This window comes from Flavisphingomonas formosensis (assembly GCF_009755815.1).
Classification (GTDB): Bacteria; Pseudomonadota; Alphaproteobacteria; order Sphingomonadales; family Sphingomonadaceae; genus Flavisphingomonas; species Flavisphingomonas formosensis.
Window position 1 is genome coordinate 98,397 of record NZ_WRPK01000005.1, and the last position, 16,505, is coordinate 114,901.

General features: G+C 64.6%; 15 protein-coding genes and 1 pseudogene. 6 read left to right on the forward strand and 10 right to left on the reverse strand.

Features of this window, described 5'->3' with window-relative positions; translation table 11 throughout:
• Positions 1-5: 5 nt before the first annotated feature.
• From GQY20_RS15045 to GQY20_RS15055, 4 genes and pseudogenes are all read right to left on the reverse strand, one after another.
• The gene (locus GQY20_RS15045; RefSeq protein ID WP_198350983.1) at positions 6-599 is read right to left on the reverse strand and encodes an SLAC1 family transporter; all 594 of its coding nucleotides are present in this window, start codon (positions 597-599) and stop codon (positions 6-8) included.
• A pseudogene (locus tag GQY20_RS33040) lies at positions 520-981 on the reverse strand (SLAC1 family transporter); the annotation flags it as partial. The gene GQY20_RS15045 and the pseudogene GQY20_RS33040, both read right to left, overlap by 80 nt.
• Positions 982-1,020: 39 nt before the next feature.
• Positions 1,021-1,944, reverse strand: coding sequence for an MBL fold metallo-hydrolase (locus tag GQY20_RS15050; RefSeq protein ID WP_157217945.1), 924 nt, complete (start codon positions 1,942-1,944; stop codon positions 1,021-1,023).
• Positions 1,945-2,049: 105 nt separating this feature from the next.
• A complete protein-coding gene (locus tag GQY20_RS15055; RefSeq protein WP_332836095.1) occupies positions 2,050-3,207 on the reverse strand; it encodes an alpha/beta hydrolase in 1,158 nt (385 codons plus the stop codon).
• Positions 3,208-3,349: 142 nt separating this feature from the next.
• On the opposite strand from GQY20_RS15055, the gene GQY20_RS15060 reads away from it, so the two are divergent.
• A complete protein-coding gene (locus tag GQY20_RS15060; protein ID WP_157217946.1) occupies positions 3,350-4,195 on the forward strand; it encodes a sensor histidine kinase in 846 nt (281 codons plus the stop codon).
• 101 nt (positions 4,196-4,296) lie between these two features.
• Positions 4,297-5,082, forward strand: a complete 786-nt coding sequence (locus GQY20_RS15065) for an alpha/beta fold hydrolase (RefSeq protein ID WP_157217947.1) — start codon at positions 4,297-4,299, stop codon at positions 5,080-5,082.
• Between the two features lie 50 nt (positions 5,083-5,132).
• Here GQY20_RS15065 and GQY20_RS15070 read toward each other — a convergent pair whose 3' ends face one another.
• Complete coding sequence (locus tag GQY20_RS15070) at positions 5,133-5,810, reverse strand: winged helix-turn-helix domain-containing protein (protein WP_157217948.1); 678 nt, start codon at positions 5,808-5,810, stop codon at positions 5,133-5,135.
• Positions 5,811-6,032: 222 nt separating this feature from the next.
• On the opposite strand from GQY20_RS15070, the gene GQY20_RS15075 reads away from it, so the two are divergent.
• The 3 genes from GQY20_RS15075 (at position 6,033) to GQY20_RS15085 (ending at position 10,842) form a co-directional block, all read left to right on the forward strand.
• Entirely contained in the window at positions 6,033-6,614 is a 582-nt protein-coding gene (locus GQY20_RS15075) for an RNA polymerase sigma factor (RefSeq protein WP_157217949.1), read from the forward strand.
• The gene (locus GQY20_RS15080; RefSeq protein ID WP_157217950.1) at positions 6,614-7,648 is read left to right on the forward strand and encodes a FecR family protein; all 1,035 of its coding nucleotides are present in this window, start codon (positions 6,614-6,616) and stop codon (positions 7,646-7,648) included. Before GQY20_RS15075 ends, GQY20_RS15080 begins: the two co-directional genes overlap by 1 nt.
• Positions 7,649-7,743: 95 nt before the next feature.
• Positions 7,744-10,842 (forward strand): TonB-dependent receptor, encoded by a 3,099-nt coding sequence (locus GQY20_RS15085; protein WP_198350984.1) that lies wholly within the window; start codon positions 7,744-7,746, stop codon positions 10,840-10,842.
• Positions 10,843-11,359: 517 nt separating this feature from the next.
• Here GQY20_RS15085 and GQY20_RS15090 read toward each other — a convergent pair.
• The 5 genes from GQY20_RS15090 to GQY20_RS15110 form a co-directional block, all read right to left on the reverse strand.
• The gene (locus GQY20_RS15090) at positions 11,360-12,136 is read right to left on the reverse strand and encodes a hypothetical protein (protein WP_157217952.1); all 777 of its coding nucleotides are present in this window, start codon (positions 12,134-12,136) and stop codon (positions 11,360-11,362) included.
• Positions 12,137-12,207: 71 nt separating this feature from the next.
• On the reverse strand, positions 12,208-12,849 hold the full coding sequence (locus GQY20_RS15095; RefSeq protein ID WP_157217953.1) for a peptidoglycan-binding protein: 642 nt from the start codon (positions 12,847-12,849) through the stop codon (positions 12,208-12,210).
• Positions 12,846-13,931 (reverse strand): His-Xaa-Ser system radical SAM maturase HxsC, encoded by a 1,086-nt coding sequence (hxsC, locus tag GQY20_RS15100; RefSeq protein WP_157217954.1) that lies wholly within the window; start codon positions 13,929-13,931, stop codon positions 12,846-12,848. The genes GQY20_RS15095 and hxsC overlap by 4 nt, the downstream gene beginning before the upstream one ends.
• Positions 13,928-15,340, reverse strand: a complete 1,413-nt coding sequence (gene hxsB / locus GQY20_RS15105) for a His-Xaa-Ser system radical SAM maturase HxsB (protein ID WP_157217955.1) — start codon at positions 15,338-15,340, stop codon at positions 13,928-13,930. The genes hxsC and hxsB overlap by 4 nt, the downstream gene beginning before the upstream one ends.
• Positions 15,337-15,585 (reverse strand): hypothetical protein, encoded by a 249-nt coding sequence (locus GQY20_RS15110; protein WP_157217956.1) that lies wholly within the window; start codon positions 15,583-15,585, stop codon positions 15,337-15,339. The genes hxsB and GQY20_RS15110 overlap by 4 nt, the downstream gene beginning before the upstream one ends.
• 119 nt (positions 15,586-15,704) lie before the next feature.
• On the opposite strand from GQY20_RS15110, the gene GQY20_RS15115 reads away from it, so the two are divergent.
• Entirely contained in the window at positions 15,705-16,421 is a 717-nt protein-coding gene (locus tag GQY20_RS15115) for a hypothetical protein (protein WP_198350985.1), read from the forward strand.
• Positions 16,422-16,505: the final 84 nt, after the last annotated feature.

Here is a 16,505-nt window from a genome sequence, read left to right on the forward strand (position 1 = left end):
GCCGCTCAGCGACTGACAGGTGCCGCCTGCTCCACCGGAGGGAGCAGGCGGCCGCGCGCCAAGAGGTAGAGCGTACCAACAGCGACCCCGGCAACCAGCAGGTTGGCGCCGACGAAAAGGACAGGCGCGATCGTGGCGACTGCGGCGCTGCCTTCCACTCGTGACAGGCGAACCGCAGCGCCGGCAAGCGCGGTCGCCCCGAACGAAAATGCCCAATAGGAGGCGGCGAAAGGTTGCTCGACGATCCAAGGCGCCAGGCGCAGCAACAGAAGCGCCTGAAGCAGCGCATAGCCGAGCAGCGCATGCGCCGCCAGGTCGCTGGTGCCGCCGATCGCGAGATAGCACGCCGCACCGACCGCCGGCGGGGCGAGCTGGATCCCGAGCGCTGGCCGCAGTGAAGGTGGCATGACCGGACCCGTGTAGAGCCGGTGGAGCAACACGGACTCGATCGCGAGCCAGGAGAAGAACGCTGCGCCGAAGGCGAGCTGACCCCCAATCGGCCCAGCCGAGCGCGGCAGCCGTGGTCCCGCCGACGAAGCCGGCCGCGACGATCGGCAGATACAGGATCGGTGTCGAAGTGCCGGGTTCGCGGCCGCCACGCCAGAGCAGACCGGTTCGCCACAGACCAAAGGAGAGCGCGAAAGTTGCGCCGGCCAAAAACAAGAAGACCGCCAGAGCGTGCGAATAGGGTAGCGCGCCTTGAGCGATCAGCAGGGTTGCGACACCCGCGAGGCCGATGAAGCAGCACTGGACAGGATGGTCCGCTTCCTCCCGCGCCCGATCGGGCGCGACGATCCAGTTGCGTGCACAGAGCGTCGTGACGGTTGCCCACACAAGCGCGGCGCAAGCGAACAGGACCTCGCCGAACGCAGCAGGCAGGTGCCAGGCCGCATGTGCCGCCCGCCAGCAGTTGGCCAGGCCCCGAGACCAAGCACGATCCCGAAGAAGGCGACTGGAACGTGCGCCGCCGCCGGCGCCGATGACGTGCGCAAGCCGCTTCTCCCTAAAACCTGCTGAAGATCAGACTCCGCGATAGACCAGACGCGTGAAAAGCGCGCCGCTGATCACGCCGCCTCCCCATTGGGCGTCGAACGCCGCCGTTGGATGCGCCGCTACGACTTGGTCGATCGACTTGCCCTGCGCCTTGAGCGCCGAGACTCTGCTGCGGATCGCCACCAGCATGTCGCGCCATTGCGTGAGATCGGTGCGATTGCCGACCGGGCCGTGACCAGGCACGAACAAAGTACGCGCGTTCGACATAGCGAGGTTGGCGTTGGCGGCGCGGATCGCACCGTCAATGCTGCCGCCGGTGACATAGTCGATGAATGGATAGACGCCATTCCAGAAGGTATCGCCGGTGGCGAGGACGTTCGCGTTGACAAAATAGACCGACACGTCGCCGTCGGTGTGCCCAGCTCGGTAGTGACGAATCCTAAGCGTCTCGCCCGCGAAGCGCATCGTCTTGTCGCCGGCGAGGATCTCATTGGGGAGAGCTCCCTTCGGAACGGGTGTGAAGGTGTGCTCCCATTCCATGATGCGATTGGTCTGGGTCAGCCGGGCATAGGCCCTGCGACTGGCAATCACGGTGGCGCCGGCGCGGCGAACCCAGCCATTTCCGTCCGTGTGATCCCAATGCCAGTGCGTATTGACGACATAGCGCAGCTTGCCCCGGCGGATGCTACGCAGCGCCGCCTGGATCTTGGGCTGCGACACCGCAATGCCGGCGTCGACCATCAACAGGCCCGCAGGACCGGACAGGACCGTGATCTCTCCGCCCGAGCCATCGAGCATGGATACGTTCCCGCGAACATGGTGAACCGTGACCGGGCTGGCGGCGGCGGCAGCATTGATGTCCGAATAGGGGCTCGCGCCTGCGGGCGCAGCCGCGAGTGCGCCAACCGCCGCAATGGCAATGGCGACGCGAGACCGGTGACGGATCGTCATCGACTTCCTCCTCAGGGTGTGAGCGTGCCCCAATGGACCGATGCTGGATGGAATGGTGGCGCCGCACCGGACGGGGGGGCAGATCCGGTGCGGCGCAGAACGACGTCAGGTCCTGAGGAAGGCCAGCAAATCGCTGATGACTTCCTCCCGGTGGGTCGCGGGGAGGCCGTGCGGGGCACCCGGGTAGACCTTGAGCGTCGCGTCCTTGATCAGCTTGACGGATTTGCGCGCGGCATCGTCGATCGGGACGATCTGATCGTCATCGCCATGGATCAGTAGCGTGGGGATCTCGAACTTCTTGAGGTCCTCGTGAAAGAGAGTTTCGGAGAATTGCTTGATGCAGTCGTGCGCGCCCTTGAGGCCGGCCATCATCGATTGCTGCCAGAAGGCATCCTTCACGCCTTGCGAGACCTTGGCCCCGGGTCGATTGGCGCCGTAGAAGGGCTCCGCGAGGTCGCGATAGAATTGCGATCGGTCGGCGAGCAGATCCCGGCGCAAGCCGTCGAACACCTCGATCGGCAGGCCGTCGGGATTGGCCGCCGTCTTGAGCATGGTCGGCGGGATCGCCGAGACCAACACCGCGCGCTTGACGCGGGAGCAGCCATGACGACCGATATACCGGGTCACCTCGCCCCCACCCGTCGAATGCCCGACATGCGTCACATCGTGAACGTCGAGAGCCTGGACAAGCGCCGCGAGATCGTCGGCATAGGTGTCCATGTCATTGCCGTTCCAGGCCTGGCTGGAACGACCATGGCCACGGCGGTCGTGCGCAATCACCCGGTACCCGTTCGAGGCAAGCGCGAAGAGCTGGTCCTCCCAGGCGTCTGCATTGAGCGGCCACCCATGTGAGAACATGACGACGGGGCCGGTTCCCCAGTCCTTGTAGAAGATCTCGGCGCCGTCCTTGGTCGTGATGAAGCTCATGCTCTTGCCTTTCCGCGGGAGGGGACGCGGCGTCGCCGCGTGGATGACCGGCGAGGCGCTCGCCGGAAGATCGAAGCCAGAGGCGGCGACGAGCCCGGCGGCCATCGCTGATCCCAATAGGTGGCGTCGCGTCAGCATGGGATCGGTCTGGTCCGGGCACATTCGCTGGTCCTTCGGGGTTGGATGAGCGCCGTAGATCGTCAGCGATCCTGGGCCTTGTCCTGCCGAGAATAGGCTTGACGCCGAGACTGTCCGAGCAAGTTGCCGTGAACCTGAGTGAGAAGCTGCAAGTCGTCCCAACTGGCTGCGGGTGCGGCGCCCATCGTTGAGCGTCATCTCATCACATCTCACGGCGCTTTGCCGCGCCTCACGCGCCCGCGCGACCCATGAGACTTATGCAGACTTGTCTCTCAGCAGAGAGGACAGCGCGCCACGGCGTCGCTTCACGATCACGCCAGCAGCAGGAGGGGGGACGCCCATGCCGATCGTAAATCCCAATTCTGGCGGCGCGGAACGCCGCGTCGAACCCGATGGGATTGCGGATGGCCCGATGATGCGGAACCTCGCCGGCGCCACCCCGACCGACGAGGCTGAGGAAATGAGGCGTTTAGCAAATCTCGGCCTGATGTCGGTGGAGGTCGCGCACGATCTGGGCAACCTCATCCAGGTGATCGGGAGCGCGCTGCGGCTGATCGACCGAAGCTTGAAGGAGCCGACCGGCCTCGATATCGGCTATTGCTGCGCGGGCGCCCTCCTCGCCCTCGACCAGGCGACCGAGCTTCGTCACCAGCTCCTCGAGTTCACCAAGTCGCCGGGTGCACCGCCGGAACCCGTCGAGCTCAGGTCCGCCGTCGCCGGCTTCAGCAACCTCGTCATGCTCACTGCGGGGAGCGATATCATCGTTGACTTCTTCGCCGACGATAGCGGCGTGACAGTGGCGTGCGACGAGCGTGATTTGAAGAGCGCCGTGCTCAATTTGGTCGCCAACGCCAGGAATGCGATGTCAGAGGGAGGGCGTCTCACAATCGCAATATCGTGCGAGGACGATTTGGCCGCAGCGAAGATTCCGTCTGCGCAAAATTCGGCGATCCTGCGGGTCTCCGACACCGGCTGCGGCATGTCGGCCGATACCTTGACGCGGGTGTTCGAGCCCTTTTTCACGACGCGCGACGGCCGCGGTGGGACTGGGATCGGGTTGGCCATGGTGAGCCGCTTCGTTCATCGGCTGGGCGGATCTGCCCACATCGAGAGCGAGATCGGCAAAGGCACGACGGTGACTTTGCGGCTTCCGGCGGCCGGGCCGCGATCACTGGCCCACGCTTGATCACGGTTTCTCGCGATCAATCACGCGATTTTCGCAGCGATCCGTCGTCTCATGCGCGCGACCGACGGCTCCCTTTCGCCGCAAAACTCTGGAGAACGACGATGCGCAAAATGAAACTTGTGGCCGCCGCGTTTGGATTGCTGAACCTCGCGGCGGCGTCCGCGCAGACTGCGCCAGCGCCAAGGGCGACGACGATCGTGCTTGTTCACGGCGCGTTCGCGGGTTCATCGAGCTGGAACCGCGTCATCACCGATCTCCATGCCGACGGCTATTCGGTGGTCGCCGCTGCGGTGCCGCTGCGCAGCCTGAAAAGCGATGCCGCTTATGTCGCGAGCTTGGCGGCGAGCATCCCCGGGCCTGTCGTGCTGGTCGGCCATTCCTATGGCGGTGAAGTCATCTCCGCCGCCGCGGTCGGGCGACCTAACGTCAAGGCTTTGGTGTTCGTCTCCGGATTGGCCCCCGATATCGGCGAAAGCGCAGCGAGCCTCGGCGCTCGTTTTCCAACGGGTACGCTCGCTACGGCACTCGCGCCGCCGGTACCGCTCGCGGACGGCACCACCGACCTCTACATCCTCCAGTCACGCTACTGGAAACAGTTTGCCGCAGACGTCCCCGAGGAAGAAGCCAGTCAGATGGCGTCAACTCAACGCCCCGTCTCCGGCACTGCGCTTGGCGAGCCGGCCGCTGCGCAGTCGTGGCGGACTTTGCCGTCGTGGTTCATCTGGGGCTCGCTCGATCGCAACATTCCGGCCGCGCTCCATGCCTTCATGGCGAAGCGCGCCGGAGCTCGCGCGGCAATCGAAGTGCCCGGCGCCTCGCACGTGGTTATGATCTCGCACCACCGCGCGGTCGCCGATCTCGTCGAACAGGCGGCCGCCGCGGAATGAGCCGAGCGGATAGAGGATCACCGGCGCACCCGCGACGGCTCTCTGGCGCATCATGCAGTTCTGCCGACTTCCGCCTGCGAACGCGAAGAGGATAGCGCGCGCAGACCAGGCGGGAGCCGGTTCGTTACCGGCACCTGATGCGATCCCAACGCGCTCAGAAATCCTTCGAGGGAGCCATAGGAGGCAACCAGCAGGGCAACCGAGTGCAAGAGCTCCTCTAGCAACGCCGCGGGCGTGCCGGGCGCAGCCGTCTCAGCCCTCGCCGGATCGATCCCGGTGGCAAGCGGCGTCTCACTGGCCCCGTCGTTGTTCAACCGCACCGGGTTCGCGCTCGCGTCCGCCGCGAGGAGGTAGCCGCGCCCAGGCACCGTCTTGATCAGATCTGCGTCTGGACCCAGGGCGCGGCGCAATGCCGCTACCTGGAAGCGCAGGTTGCTTTCCTCCAGAAACGTCGCCGGCCAGACATAGTCGGTTATCTTGTTCTTGGGCGTCACGGTTCCCCGGTTGCGCAGCAGGATCACCAGTAGATCGAAAGCGCGTCCGCCGATGCAGACCGGGTGGCCGTTGCGCAGCAGCGTGCGCGAAGCGGGGAATAGCGTGTAGGCTCGAAAGCTGAGAACCTCGTTGCCTGTTGCCACCGCAGTCGGTGTGCGGGCAAGTACGGCCATGCGCGGCGCGGCATCAATCGTGTCATCCGCGACCACATCTCCGTGCTGTTGCTCAAGCATGATCGAAGCCCCCTTGCGAGAATGCATCCGTGTGTCACCATCGGCCCGTGCGAGCGGTGGCCGCATGCCGATCAGGTGCTCAGTTGCAGGGACGCACGCTCGCGGCAAAGCCGCACGCTGGATTACAGCGGGAGCAAAATTCCTTCGGCGCCTGTGGGTTTGACTGATCTTTGCGTCTTTCCCCAACGAGTGCACCCAGAACAGGTCCGAGCATCGATGCCATTGGAGCGGTATCCCGTTCCCAAACTAGATCAACTCCCGGCAATGGGTCATTCTCCGTCAATGAACCAGCCCGGAGATCATGGCGATGACGTCCTCCTCATAGAGGCTTTCCAGTTCCGGGCCGCGCTCGTTCATTATTTCAGGCGAAAACATGCTGATACAACCGAGCTCGAAGATCTCGCTCAGGAGGTATTCGTGCGGATCGCCGGAAGGCAGTCGACAGAGCGAGTCGCCAATGTCGGCGCTTATGTGTTCCAGACAGCGGCCAGCGTGCTCAGCGATCGCCACCGCCGGCGAACCGTGCGGCATGCCGATGATCACATCGTCTTCGACAGTGCCCAACATGATGAGGCCGATCTCGACCCTTCCCGGATCGTGGAGGGACAGCAAGACCTTCGCGCCGTCATCGCGTTACTGCACGCTCTGCCCGAACGAACTCGCACCATCTTCCTGCTTCGCCGCCTTGACGGCCAACCCTATGCCGACATCGCCGTTCAAATGGGTCTTTCGGTGAGCGCGGTCGAAAAGCACATGCTGCGCGCGACGCGCCATCTGCTGTCCTTCAATCCGGAGGTGCGGTGATGGTACGCGCAGTGATCACACTCGAGGAGGTGCTTGCCAAATCGCCTGCCGACGCCGCCGCCTTCTGGCTGGTTCGGCAGGATGGTGGCGAGAGCGAGCATGACGACCTGGTCTTCGAGCAATGGCTGCAAGCCGATCCCGCGCATGGCCGGGAGTGGGCCCGCGCATGCGAGGCTTGGGAAGGTGTCGCGGCGCTGGACGCCGAGGAGATGGACGAGCTGCGCAAATCATCGTCGCGAAGCGCCTGGTGGCGCGATTGGCGCAGCGCTGCCGCAGCATCGATCGCAGCCATTGCGATCGGCTGCGGCGCCCTCCTCTGGACACCGTATTTCGTCGAGCAGCCCGATACTCAGATCGCATCCCTGAACGACCCTGGCTCGCGGTTGCGAAAGCTCGCTACACTGACAGGAGAGCGTCGCTCCTTCACCCTTGAGGACAGGAGCGTCGTGACCCTCAATACCGGCAGCACGCTGCTGGTGCGGTTCGGACCAGCGGAACGGAGGATCACGCTCGTTCGCGGCCAAGTCTATTTCGACGTGGCGCATGATGCGGCGAAGCCCTTTATCGTCGAGAGCGCCGGCAGCACGATAACCGCGACCGGCACCCATTTCGAGGTCGAGACTGGGGACGAGAGCATGCGCGTGATCCTCGTCGAAGGGCGCGTCCAAGTCGTCGCACCCTGGGCCGGCAAGGCGAAACCGATCGATCTTTTGCCAGGCCAGCAGCTTCTTGCCAGCCGGTCCGGCGTGACGGTCGGAAAGGCGGATCTAGCCAGCGTGAGCGAATGGCAGAACGGACTGGTTTCCTTCCGCGACACGCCGCTTTCGCAAGCCGTGCTGGAACTCAATCGTTATTCCACCGGCAAGCACCTGCTTATCCGCGATCCCAAGGTCGCGGCAATACGGATCAGCGGATCGTTCCATACCGGCGACCTGCGGCGGTTCGCGCGCACGATCGCGGAAATCTATCCCGTCCGCGCCGTCGAGAGCGCGAACGTCATCGAACTGGTTTCGAGGGGAAGGCCGCTCCGCTGAACCGAGGGCATGCACCGGAGCATTGCACCGTCCCCGTACAGACAGATCGCATCCGAAATGGTAAGGAAAGCGATGCGCGGCGGGGGTGTTTTCCGATGCGGACAGGGAGGGACTTCGCAAGGCGATCCGTAATCGCCCTGTACTGCTCGCTCTGGTCGGTCACCCCGGCCGGTGCGCAGCAGGCTGGGCCGACCGAGATCCGTATTCGCGCTGGCCCGCTTTCGACGGCGCTGTCGGAGCTCGCGCAGTCTCAGCGCCTCGATCTCATCTTCGACGAACGCCTTCTCGCCAACCGTACGACCGTCGCAATTCGCGGTCGCATGACGGTCGATGAGGCATTGCGGCGTCTGCTCGGCGGAACGGGAATCGGGTATCGGCACAGCTCGGACAACGTCATCCTGCTTTTTGCCCAGACCGCCGCCACGAAGGCGCCCGACGATGAAGCCGTTGCCGACATACTCGTGGTCGGACGACTGACCCAGAATACGGACATCCGCCGCACGGAAAACGACATCCAGCCCTATCGGGTCGTGAGCCAGCGTGACGCCAAAGAGACCCATCGCGACGGCATCGACGATGTCCTTCGCGCCCGTGAGACACAGAACGACCAGATCCTCTCAGCAAGCCAGGACCCATCCACCCGCACCGGGTCGAACCAATCCGAGATCGACCTCCGGGGGCTGGGCTCCCAACAAACCCTGATCTTGATCGACGGCCATCGAATGCCATCGATACCGAACGCCTTCCAAGGCCTGCAACAGCCCGATCTCAATGCCATCCCGATCGGAATGATCGAACGCATCGAGACGCTGCCGTCGACCGCCGGCGGCATCTACGGTCCCGGCGCGACCGGCGGCGTCATCAACGTGGTGCTTCGTCGCGCCTATCGCGGTGCCGAAGTCAACCTTGTCGGTGGGATCACCCAGCGAGGTGACGCGAAGCGCTTGCGTGCCGAGGCGCGCATCGGCTTCACGCCGGACGGAGGGCGCACCGACGTCATGCTGTTCGCAAGTCGCACACAATCCGGACCGATTCACGTCGGTGACCGCGACTTCGCTGAACGATCGGAGCTGCGGGCGCTCGCAAATTCACCAGCTGCGTATCTCGGACGCTTTCCGATCGGCAACGGTCTGAACGTGTTCAGCCAGGCCGGAAACCTTGCGTTTGATCCGGCGCTGGGCGGCGCGTCGCTGGGCTTTCCCATCACTTCGGCGACCACAGGATTTCTAGGATCGGCAACGGATCGCCTCGCCTCCTTTGTTAGCCGTGCCGGTCAGATCGTTACGGCATTGCCGGCAAACGCAAGCGGTGCCGGGGGTGATCTGCTCACCCGACCGACGCTCACGTCGGGCTTCCTGAATGTCAGGCATCAGCTTGGCGGAGGGATCGAGGCCTATGTCGACGGACTGTATCTGCGAAACGCCAGTACAGTCACCGGCCGCGCGATAGCGACCTCTGCGCCGCTTGACGCCGACGCGGCGGGCAATCCGTTTGCTCAGCCGATAATCCTGACCTTTCCCATTCCGACGGTCGGTCCAGCGTCGCACACCGATATCACTGAATTTCGGGTGACGAGCGGGCTGATCATTCCCTTGTTCGACCGATGGCGCGCCAATCTCGACTACAGCTATGCCGAAACGAAGCTCGACTTCCGGGCAAGCTTCACCGGCGTCAGTGGCGATTTCTACAGCGTGATCGGCACCGGAAATCCGGGCCCGAACGGACAGCCGCCGCTCGATCCAATCGGAGATTGGAACGGCTTCATCCGCGCTTTGCCCCAATATCTTGAGAACACCGCGTTGATCATCCGCCGCTCCGACCGGCGGTCCGAGGGTTCGCTGCGTGTCTCGGGGCCTCTCCTATCGCTCCCAGGCGGAGCACTGACCCTGACCGGACTGGTCGGCGCGTGGCGAGAACAGGTGCCCGCATCCAGCTCTCAATTCCAGTTGGGCTCGATTTTGATCTCAAGCCCGGCTCCGAGATTCACGCAAGACAATCGCTACGCCTATGCGGAATTGCGAGCGCCGCTCATGCCTTTGGACTCCGGGCCGTTGCCGCTGCGTGGGCTCGAACTGCAGCTCGCCGGAAGGTTCGACGCACAGGCGACACGGGTGCCGGTTGGCGGCTCGGGATCTGACCTCACCAGCGATAGTGCCTTCACATTTCGCCAGAACGCCACCGTTTTCACCGCAGGCCTGCGCGCCTTCCCCCAACCATGGTTGATGGTGCGCGCGAGCGTGGCGACGGGCCAGCTGCCGCCCACCGTCGATCAAGTCGGTTTCGCGCAATTTCAGGCGAATTTCGATATCGGTTTGACCGATCCCAGGCGCGGAGGCCGGCAGATTGGCGAGGAAGGCCCGGTCATCCTGTTTTCGGGCGGATCACCGATCCTGCGTCCCGAACGGGCTCGCAGCATTTCGCTCGGTTTCGTGATCAACCCGAGCGGAAGTGGGCCGCGCTTTTCCGTCGACTTTACGCGGATCGATAAGCGCGGGGAGATTTCGACCGTTTACTCCGGCAATCTGAACTACTTCCTGGCGAACGAGGCCCGATACCCCGATCGTGTTCTGAGAGCGCCGTTGGCCCCAGAGGACGCCTCGCTCGGCTTCACGGCGGGCCGCATCACCGAAATCGATACCCGCTCGTTCAACAGCGGTCGCACGGTCGTCGAAGCCGTCGATGCACAATGGGACTGGCAAGTGCCTGTCGGGGCCATGAGCAGCGTTGGATCGCATGCCAAGCTGACCTGGGAACCCAGGTTGTGGCGACGAAAGGCTCCCGATCTGCCCGGCGTCAATCTGGTCGGGTTCATGGATGGCCCTCTCGAATGGAGGGGCAATATCGGTTTCGACTGGCAGCGAGGTCCGATCTCAATCGGGCTCAATGGGCAGTATTTCGGCAGCTACCGCGTCGCGAATTCCGGATACAATGCCACCGCCACCAATCCGCAGGTCGTGGCCTATCAGGGCGCCTCGAAGATCCCGGCGCAATTCTATCTCGATCTCGATGTGCGATGGCGCTTCTCATTGGCCCACGGATCGAGGTCGCCCAGGTCGGGGGAGATCGCATTGGGCGTAGTGAATCTCGCCGATCACCAACCGCCAATCGTCGCGAATCCAGACGGCGTCGGATACAGCACTTATGGCGATCCGAGGGGGCGGCGGTTCGAACTCTCGGTCTCGGTGCGATATTGAGCGGGTCCGGATTAGTTGCATTCGGTTGGAGGTAATGGCCGCTTTTCGCTAAACTGAGCCTTGAAGCCGGCAATCGCCTACCGGCCCGCTTTCTGTCGTAAGCCGACGTTCCACGATTAGCTCGGGAACGATGGCTTCGTCCCACTTTTTGCCAGTTAGCGCTCGTTTTTGGTGGCCTCTAAAAGGCTTGGCGAGCCAAGATGAATGAACGACTGAAGTTGGGAGCGGCAGTGAGTGCGCTGAACGTAGGGTCGGTTGCCTCATCTGCTTCCCTGAAAGCCAACTGGTCGAAAGCGGCCCAATTCAACCTGACGACATCCGGATTGAAAAATGTCAGAACGACAATCCTGTTGCTCGACGTAAAGATTACGAGACTGTGTAACAGCGATTCGATGAGGTTAGCGCGAACAATCGACACGAGCCAGCGGATCCGATCGCGGAATGTACCGGTTTCCCCCTTATCGACTACCAACAGAGCTATGGGGCTGGCGATGCTGGAGGCTGGAACGGGACCCGGCTATCGCTCGGTCCATTCCTCGCCATCGTCCTTGCACCATAGCTTCGAGGGTCCCTGGATCTGGTTGTTGTCCGTGATGAGCGTCCAGTAAGCGTTGCGGCATCGCCGCCCGCGCTGATCCTGCGCGGCGCTGACCACGACATAGCCGTGCCTCCCGCCGGCTTTCCAGCTTGCTGGCTGGCCGCTGTCCAATGCGGTGGGCGTTGCGGCTGCGATCGCTGCGGTCATCGCCGTGTCGTCGGTGTCGGAGGGGGCGATCGCGGTGTCGGACGGGTCATCGGGCGAGGCGCCGCCTTCATACTGTGCCTCCCCGCCGGTCGCGTCCGGCAACGCCGTTGGCGGCTGGACGGCGTCGGGAGCGATGTCGGCGGAGCCTGGCGCTGGCGGCTCGGGTTCGGGATTTGCCGTCGTGACCGGAGCCTGAGGAACTGGCGCTGTCTGTTCCGATGATGGGGCGGCGGGCGGCAGCCTGCCGATCCAGATGACCGCCACCACGGCGATCGCCAGCGAGACGAGCCATCCCAGCCGGCGTCTCGAGCGCGCTCTCCGCGCCGCGACGAGCCGATTCTCGACGCAATCCGGACAGAGCTTCTTGGGCACATGGCGGTAGCTGCTGCTGGTACCTCCGCCAAATCCCAGGCCGCCGCGCGTGCCCTTGTAGAGGCGCGTGCTGCTTGACGAACGCACCAGTTCGCGATCGATGGTCTTCAGGAAGCGGTCCGCGGGAAGGATCTCTCCGCATTCGTCGCATGACCAGTCCGCTTTCGGCATCTCCATCCCCGTCTGCTTTTGTCATTGCTGGTGGTTGAGGCTGTCGGCTGGCTTGGTGGTCGGTGCCTCTATCTGCCTCATTCGCTGGAGATCATCAGCGCGTCCAATGTCTGGGGCGTGATCGTGCCGGTGACGGCGATGCCGCGCACCTTCTGAAATGCGCGCAGGGCTTTGCGCAGGCCGGGGCCGACGATGCCGTCGATCCGTCCATTGTAGAAGCCCTGGGCGAGCAGTGCGAGCTGCACACGCCTGACGATCGAGGCGAAGCGCTTGGTCCGGCCGGACAGGGCTGGGAGGGCATCGGTCGCTGGCGGCGGCGTCGCCCGGGCCGACGGGGTGAACAGCGGTGCCGCCGGCGCCGGACGGGACGCCGGTGGCGGGGAGCGCGTCGGCTCGGGCGCTGTGTAGGTCGGCGTGGAGTAGGACGGGCTGTCATAGCCGCCGCCTGCCGAGCGATGGCTGGTATGGCTGCTGTGGCTGTAATGGCCGCCACCGCCGCCGAAGCCGGAGCTGTGGCTTGCATGACTGCTATGACTGCTGTGGCTGCGATGATCGGCGAGCGTCACATAATGATCCTGGGTGAACATGCGTAGCATCGCGCCGGCGTTCGGGTCGTCTGCCCCGGTGGTGGTGGCATGGATCAGCGCGGCTTGGGCGGGGTCGTGCGCGCCGAAGCCTGCGGCGACCAGGCTCGGGATGAGGAAACGCTTTCGGGTCATAGCGGTGTCACGCTTGCTTCCGCGTCGGCGTCAGGATGCCATTCGAAGAAGCCCGAGCACTGGCCCTGTTCGCGGCAGGCTGCGCAGCCGGGCATATATTTGCGCTTCCAGTCGGAGATGGAGGCGATGGCCATGCTGCGATAGGCCGGTGGGACCGTGCAGCGCGGAAAATTGAACAATTGGGCGCGGATGCCGTGCAGGCTGGCCTGGTCGAGCGCGGCGGCGATCGGCGCGAAATCGCGGCGATGGTCGACATGGAGGGCATGCCAGCGGCCTTTGGCGAAGCCGATATGTTCGAGCTGCATGATCGACCATGCTTCGACGAAGCGGAGCCGCGCGGCGACATAGCGGGCGAGGGCGGGGAGCTCGTGGAGGTTCGCCGAAACGAGGACGGTGCGCAGCTCGACCCGGGCGCCGGCCAGGATGAGCGTGGCCAGGCTCCGCTCGAGCCGGTCGAAGGCGCCGGCCTTGCCGACGATGCGGTCGTGCAGGCCGGCATCCGTCGCATAGAGCGGGATGCCCCAGCTTGTCCTGGCGTAGAGCGGCGAGCGCAGCCGCTCGGCATCCTCGACCGTGAAATGCTGGGCGTTGGTGAGGATATGGAAAGCGAGATCGTCGCGCGCGGCGAGCACCCGCTCGACCATGTCGAACAGCTGTTCCTTGTAGAGGGTCGGTTCGCCGCCCGAGATCCCGATCAGCATTCCCGGCGGGGCGAGCAGGCAGGCCTGCTCGAGCAGCGCGAAGCGATCGACATGCGTCTTCTTCGGTGGCTGCGAGCACATCACGCATAATTGGTCGCAGCGCTCGGTGACGAGCAGGCTGTTGGTCCGCGAGCCGGCACGCAGCAGCCGTTCGACGCGTCCGGGGGCGGGCTGGACGAGAATGACGTCGCCGTCGAGCTCTCGTCCTGTCGCGCCGTCGATCGCGATCAGGCCGCGGGCGCCCGAGAAGCTCGCGCCTGCGGCTTCCTCGTTGACGAGGAGCGAATCCCGGATGTCCGTATCGGCATTCGGATCGATCCGCAGGCGGGTGACGAAAGGCCGCTCGGCTTCAGCCAGGGCGGGCAGGGTGAGCCGGATCATTGCAGCCTCGCGCCGAGGCTGGCGGGCGTGCCGGGCAGGCGCAGCCAGCGGCTGAGCGAATAGATCACCGCCGGATCGTCCGAATAGATCAGCGCGAAGACGAAATCGAACAGGTGCAGGTGCCGCCTGCAGAATTCGGTTTCGAGGCGGGGCATGTCGATGCGGCCATAGCGGGCGATGTCGTCGACGAGGTCGCGCCCGCAATAAGGCTGGTAGGCGCAGCGCTGGCAGGCCGGGTCGAACTGGTTGGTCGCATGCGCGTTCAGCTGGTCGCGCGCTTCGCTGTCCCAGCCTCGGCGGACGTCGCCGATCGAGAGATCGATGATGCCCGAGCGCGCCAGCATGCGGGCCTCGTCGGTCGGATAGACCATGCCGTCATGGTCGACCACGATATAGTCGAGGCCCATCGGATTGGGGTTGCGCAGGTCGACATGGCGATCGCGGCCGGGCTGGAAGATCCGGCGCAGAGCGATGCTGAGATAGGTCTCCTCCAGCACCCGACCGCGATCGCGCCAGTTACGCGCGATGATCGCCCGCACGAACCGCTCATAATAAGCGCGCCATGCCAGGTCCTGCTCCCGCGCGTCCTTGTGCCGCTTGCGGGCGAAGCCCTGGAAATTGATCGGCCGCAGGAAGATGCTGTCGAGGCCATGCGCGGCATAGGCCTCGATCAGCGTGTCTATGTCGGGAGGGGCCGTTGCATCGATCGTCGGCAGCGCAGACACCTTGCCGGGGCCGTAGCGGTCGACGACCGTCCTCAGATTGGCGAGGAACCGATCGGTTCTCACGGGCCCGCCGGTGCGGTTGCGGCCGTGGGTCGTGGCGTCGCCGTCGAGCGAGGTGCTGATGAACAGATCCGGCCGGTCGAAGAGCGCGAGGATCTCGTCGTCGATCTGCTGCAGGTTGGTGCAGACGACGAACTGACGCTCGGCGAAGCGCTCGCAGCGCGCGATAACCGCGCGCAGCAGGTCGGGCCGCAGCGTCGGCTCGCCGCCCTGGAACTCGATCTTGATCCGATCGGTCGACAGCGCGTCGAGGCACGCCAGCACCGCGGCCAGCGTCTCCTCGCTCCAGTCGAAGCCGGGCGCGGCCAGGCCCGCCCGCGAGACCTGGCAATAGCTGCAGCTCAGATTGCAGCGCAGCGTCGGGACGAGGATCAGATAATCGAGCGGACCGGCGCGGCTGAGGCGCTCGGCGACGCCATGGAGGTGGGCGGCGAGGCCCAGCGGATCATCGGCTTCGAGAGCATGGCCCTCACGTGCGAGAAACTGCCGATCCATCGGCGTGAGAGCTTCGTCCAGGAGCCGATCGACGAAGCCGTGCGAACCGGCGAAGAAACGTCCGGCGTCGTTGACGCACAGCGCGGCTTCATCGGACAAGGGCCGGACGCGGACCGGCAGGAAAGTCATCGCACCAGTCCTGCGAGCATCGCGGCGCGCTGCGACGCGCCCTGCTCGTGCAGGCGCTCGTTGAGGAGGCCAGTCTTCCACAGAAGACGCAGATGAGGCTGGTCGTAGTCGTCAGATGCGAGCAGCACGGTCGCGTTCTCGAACGTCGCCCGGACCCCGGGATGGAAGGCCTCGACCCAGCTTGCCGCACCCTTGGCGAGGGCAAGATCGGCCGGGCGAATGCCGCAGCAAAGTGTGTAGGTCATAGCGGCGCCCCCCAGCGCGATGAACGACGAAGCTAAGCCAAGGCTTCAGCGGCAACAAGCGCAATCGCTACGGATCCGGATCAATCTCCGGCGTTGCCAGTGGCGGGGGGCGACGTAGAATGGAGACGACGGGGAGGGGCAATGATGGCGAAGGCGGTGCGTCCGTGGCGACCGGGGTCGGAATGATGCCCGAACCATCGCCCGTGAAACCGGCATCCTCGAACAATGGCTGTGGAGTCGCGATCTTGATCGGGCTGGGCCTCGTCGTGATCGGCTCGACGAGCAAATGCTCCTCCTCGCCGGTCGGTGGAAACAGCAATGCCGCGGCGGATGCAAGCCTGCAGAAGGAAAACATCACGACCGCCATCACCGCGCAGACGCCTCCCCCGGTCGAACCGCTGAGCCGGCCGAGCGTGAGGCGTGGGATCGCGCATATGCGCCTCGCGAATGAGGCAGAGGGGCTGTCCGGTGCGATGATCTATAGCGAGAATTGCTACGACGCGCTCAGCCGCCACTTCAGTTGGGCAAAGCTCGATATGTGCGGCGCGTTCGACATGCAGGCCGTCCAGTCGATCGGTGACGCCGACCTGACCGGCCTGGACAAGGAAGCCGCCTATTTTCAGAGCGAGACGGCCGCAGGCCGCTTTCTTGCCGCGGCGACAGCGGCAGGCGAGGAGGCGGGCGATGCCGACACGCGCCTCAGCCGACTGCAGGCAGAGGCCGCCAGGATCGCACCTCTGTCGACGAGCCGCGATCAAGGCGAAACAGCCGGCGGAGTCGCCAGCGGCGAGACTCTCGACACTATACTCGCCAATGTCGATGGGTCTGAGGAATGAGATGGCCTAGTGTCATGGCTGCAGCAGGAGTCGACGCATCTGGCGCGCGTGGTGATGCAATTTGCCGTACGGGATGGACGGTCG